At 68.4% G+C, this 5,196-nt stretch carries 2 protein-coding genes; both read left to right on the forward strand.

Annotated features, from left to right (window positions below):
• Positions 1-30 precede the first annotated feature (30 nt).
• Positions 31-3,105: a type I polyketide synthase gene (locus ACFVUT_RS37475; protein ID WP_389671146.1), complete on the forward strand. Its 3,075-nt coding sequence runs from the start codon at positions 31-33 to the stop codon at positions 3,103-3,105.
• 13 nt (positions 3,106-3,118) lie between these two features.
• Positions 3,119-5,196 (forward strand): type I polyketide synthase (locus ACFVUT_RS37480; protein WP_389671148.1); only part of this gene is annotated, 2,078 nt, incomplete at its 3' end.

The following is a 5,196-nucleotide window of genomic DNA, read 5'->3' on the forward strand; positions in this document are numbered from 1 at the left end:
CCTGCTGCGTTGGCTGATCCGGAGTATTGGGTGCGTCAGGTGATGGAGCCGGTCCGGTTCGCTGACGCGGTTGCCAAGGCGGTGGAGCTGGGTGCTACGGGCTTCGTGGAGTTGGCGCCGTACCCGGTGCTGTCGTCGGCGATCGAGCAGGTGGCAGGCGTGGACGGGCGGTTCGTCACCCATCTCTGCCGTCGTGACGATGACAGTCCCTCCCGTCTGCTGACCGGACTGGCCACCGGCTTCGTCCACGGCATGGACGTGGACTGGGGCCGGTTACTGCCTGGCACCCGGACCGTTCCGCTGCCCACCTATGCCTTCCAGCACCAGCGGTATTGGCTCGCGAGTCGCAGTGAGACCGAGCGCGACGAGCTCGGGCACCGGCTGCTGCGTACGCTGGTGGAGGTCGCAGACGGGGGAGGTTTGTTGCTGTCGGGCGAGGTGGGACTGGGCTCGCATCCGTGGCTGGCCGATCACGTCATGCTGGATCGGGTGCTGCTTCCGGCAACCGGGGTCGCTGAACTCGCCCTGTCCGTAGGCGATCGGGTCGGCTGCACCCGGCTGGTGGAGTTGACGTTGCAGGCCCCGTTGCCGCTGCCGTCCCGGGGACAGGTGCAGCTACAGGTCGTGGTCGGAGGCCCTGACGAGAACGTCGGTGGAACGCGCGAGGTCAGCATCCACTCCCGGCTCTCGCCGGACGAGGCATGGCGCTGCCACGCGCGCGGTCGGCTTGCCCCGGAACAACCAGGCGAGGTCCCGACCGACGACTTTGCCGAGTGGCCGCCGGTCGGCGCCGTACCTGTGTCGGTGGATGGCGTCTACGAGCGGCTCGCCGCGGCGGGATACGCCTATGGACCTGTCTTCGCCGGAGTGCGCGCGGTGTGGCAGCGCGACGGTGACGTGTTCGCCGAAGTGGCGCTACCCGCAGAGGAGCCTACCGAGGGGTTCTTGGTCCATCCGGCACTCGTGGATGCCGCTGCCCACTCGCTGTTGTTCGCCGCCGCCGCGAACGCCGACGCGGGGAATTCGGATGACGGGGTGTCGCTGCCGTTTATGTTCGCCGGAATGCAGGTCCATGCGACCGGCGCCCGCGCGGTACGGGTACGTGTCAACCGTACCGGCGAGCAGTCCCTCACGATGGTCGGTGCCGACTCCTCCGGCGCGGTGGTCTTCGAGATCGAGCAGATCGTTACCAGCCCGGTTCTGGCCGAGCAGCTCGGTGACACGTACGACGACGGTCGTGAGCTGTTCCACGTGGGCTGGGCCACCACCGAGATCAGCCGGGACGAGCGGGCGCACGGGTGGGCGGTGCGGGATCTGGCCGGCGACCCCGAACTGGTCGAAGGAGTCGAGCGGCTCTTCGGCGCACCCACGGATGCGACGACGGTGTGTGTGGTCGCCGCCCGTGACTGTGGTGACGTGGTGGCGGACACACATGGCCTGGTCACCGACGTGCTGGGCACGGTGCGGCGATGGCTTGCCGGTGAGCTGACCGCCGAGACGCTGGTCGTCCTCACCCGCGGCGCGGTAGCAGTCGACGCCCGCGAGTCTCCCACCGATCTGGCGGGCGCGGCGGTGTGGGGCTTGATCCGGAGCGTGCAGACCGAGCATCCGGGACGGGTCTTCCTGGTGGATGTCGATGACGATCCGGCCTCGTTGGAACTGCTGCCGGGCCTGGTCGGCGCCGGGCATTCTCAAGTGGCGCTTCGCGTGGGACGGCCATGGGTGCCGAGGCTGCGCCGTACCGATCGTGCAGCCGTGGGAACGGGGGGAGCTGGCCGCCTCGGGACGGTGCTGATCACAGGCGGTACCGGCATGGCGGGCGCGGCCGTGGCCGAGCACCTGGCCAGGGCCGGCGTTGAGCGTCTTCTGCTGGTGTCGCGGCGCGGTGATCAGGCTGAGGGCGTGGGTGAGTTGGTGGCCCGGTTGTCCGAGGCCGGCGCCGAGGTAGAGGTAGCGACGTGCGATGTGACCGACCGGGAAGCTCTGGCGGAACTGCTGAAAAGGACTGGCGAGCCGTCGGCTGTAGTGCATGCCGCCGGTGTCCTCGATGACGCCGCCGTCGCCACGATGACGTCCGAGCAGGTGGATCGGGTGCTGGCGGCGAAGGTGGACGCGACCTGGAACCTGCACGAGCTCACCCTCGACATGGACTTGGACGCGTTCGTCATGTTCTCCGCCCTGAGCGGGACGGTCGGCGGAACGGGGCAGGCCAACTACGCCGCCGCCAACGCCTTCTTGGACGCCGTGGCCCTGTACCGGCAGGGACACGGGCTCATCGCGACGTCCCTGGCCTGGGGGCACTGGGAGGAGGCAAGCGCGATGACCGCACGCCTTGGACAGGCCGACCTCGCCCGGCTGTCCCGGGCCGGCATCCGGCCGATGCCCACCAAGACGGCTCTGGAGCTGTTCGACGTCGCAATGGCCGACAGCCACGTGGTACTGGCGCCGGCCGTGGTGGACGCCGCCGCGCTACGGGCACATGCCACGGCCGGCACCCTGCCGGAAATCCTGCACGAACTGGTGCGGATCCCGGTCCGGCGTACCGCCGCGCCCGACGCTCCCGGAGACAGCGGCGAGGCATCCCTCGTCACGCAGCTTTCGAGGCTCGACGACTCCGGGCGGTACGCCGCGCTCTTGGACGTGGTGCGCCGCAGCGTCGCCATGGTGCTGGGGCACGAGGACACGGCGGCCATCACGTCCGGGCGTCCGTTCAAGGAGCTGGGGTTCGATTCGCTGACCGCGGTGGAGCTGAGGAACCGGCTGGCGTCGGCCACGGACCTGCAACTGCCGGCCACGCTGGCGTTCGACTATCCGACGCCGGACGCCTTGGCCGGACGGCTGCGGACCCAGATGTATCCCGAGTCGTCCGCACCCGCGATCCCCGTGCTGGCGGAACTGGACGCGATCGAGACGGCGGTCGCCGCCTTCGATCAGGAACCGGACCACTACTCGGAGGTCGCCGCGCGACTGCAGCGCATCCTGCGCAAGGTCGACAAGTACCGCCGGTCGGAGCGCGATCCGGAGCGAGCCGCGATCGACGTCGACTCCATCTCCGACGAAGAACTGTTCAGCACGCTCGACAGCGAGTTCGACTCGCGGGACTGAGGCTGGTGCCACGATGACCAACGAAGAGAAGCTGCGGTCGTACCTGAAGCGGGCGACAGTAGAGCTGCAGGAGACCCGCGACCGCCTGCGCGACCTCGAAGACGCGGCCGGAGAGCCGATCGTGATCGTGGGGATGGCGTGCCGGTATCCGGGTGGTGTGGCGTCGGCCGGGGATCTGTGGCGGCTCGTGGAGTCCGGTTCCGACGCGGTGGGGGAGTTCCCTGCCGACCGTGGCTGGGACGTGGAGAGTCTGTACGACCCGGACCCTGATCAGCCGGGCAAGTCATACGTGCGCGAAGCCGCCTTTCTCGATGACATTGCGGGTTTCGACGCGGCGTTCTTCGGGATTTCTCCGCGTGAGGCGTTGGCGATGGATCCGCAGCAGCGGTTGCTGCTGGAGGCGTCGTGGGAGGTGCTGGAGGACGCCGGTATCGACCCGACCAGCCTGCGGAGCAGTGACACGGGTGTGTTCGTGGGGGTGACCGGTCAGGACTATCTGACCAGGCTGGGCGGTCAGATGCCTCCGGAGGCTGAGGGCTATCTGCACACCGGTGGGCTGAGCAGTGTCGTGTCGGGGCGGGTGTCGTACGCCTTCGGCTTCGAGGGCCCGGCGGTGACGGTGGATACGGCGTGTTCGTCGTCGTTGGTGGCGCTGCACCTGGCGGCGCAGGCGTTGCGCAACGGTGACTGCTCACTCGCCCTCGCCGGCGGGGTGACCGTGGTCGCCGGTCCGGGACTCTTCACGGAGACCAGCCGACAGCGGGCGCTGTCGCCGGACGGCCGCTGCAAGCCGTTTGCGGAGGCTGCTGATGGGACGGGTTGGGGTGAGGGTGTCGGGTTGTTGTTGGTGGAGCGGCTGTCGGATGCGCGGCGGCTCGGTCATCGGGTGCTGGCGGTGGTACGGGGCAGTGCGCTGAACCAGGACGGCGCCAGTAACGGCCTGTCGGCGCCGAATGGTCCGTCGCAGCAGCGGGTGATCCGTCAGGCGTTGAACAGCGCCGGCATTGGTGCCGATGAGGTGGACGTGGTCGAGGCCCATGGCACCGGAACCCGGCTCGGCGACCCGATCGAAGCCCAGGCGCTCCTCGCCACGTACGGGCAGGGCCGTAGCCAAGAGTGCCCGCTCTGGCTCGGCTCGGTGAAGTCGAATATCGGTCATACGCAGGCTGCTGCTGGTGTGGCTGGTGTGATCAAGATGGTGCTGGCGATGCGGCATGGTGTGTTGCCGGCGTCGTTGCATGTGGATACCCCGTCGTCGCATGTGGATTGGTCGGCCGGTGCTGTTGAGCTGCTGACTGCCAACCAGGACTGGCCGGATCGGGGGCGGTTGCGTCGGGCTGGTGTGTCGTCGTTCGGGATCAGTGGTACGAACGCTCACGTCATCCTTGAACAGGCTCCGGAAGCGCGTGGGTCGGACACCGTGGCGGAGTCGGTTGGTGGTCCTGTTGGTGGTGTGGTGCCGGTGGTGGTGTCGGGTCGGGGTTGGGATGGGTTGCGGGGTCAGGCGGGTCGGTTGGCTGAGTGGTGGGGGGGCCAGGTGGTTGGTGATGTGGTGGTTGGTGATGTGGCGGGTTCGTTGGTGGGTTCGCGTGCGGTGCATGGGGTGCGGGGTGTGGTGTTGGCGGGGGATCGTGATGAGGCGATCACGGGGTTGAGGGGGATTGCTTCGGGTGAGGGTGGAGATGGGGTAGGGCGTGGGGTGGTGGGTGAGGTGGGTGTTGAGGGGGGGGTGGTGTTTGTGTTTCCTGGTCAAGGTAGTCAGTGGGTGGGGATGGGGCGGCGGTTGTTGGAGGAGTCGTCGGTGTTTGCGGGGCGGATGGCTGAGTGTGATGAGGTGATTGGGGGGTTGGTGGGGTGGTCGGTGGTGGAGGTGTTGCGGGGTGGTGGGGAGGGGTTGGGGCGGATTGAGGTGGTGCAGCCGGTGTTGTTTGCGGTGATGGTGTCGTTGGCTGCGGTGTGGGAGTCGGTGGGGGTGCGGCCGGATGTGGTGGTGGGGCATTCGCAGGGTGAGGTGGCTGCTGCGTGTGTGGCGGGGGTGTTGAGTTTGGAGGATGCGGTGCGGGTGGTGGTGTTGCGGAGTGAGTTGTTTGC

Origin of the sequence: Streptomyces sp. NPDC058051 (assembly GCF_042885475.1) — a bacterium.
Classification (GTDB): Bacteria; Actinomycetota; Actinomycetes; order Streptomycetales; family Streptomycetaceae; genus Streptomyces.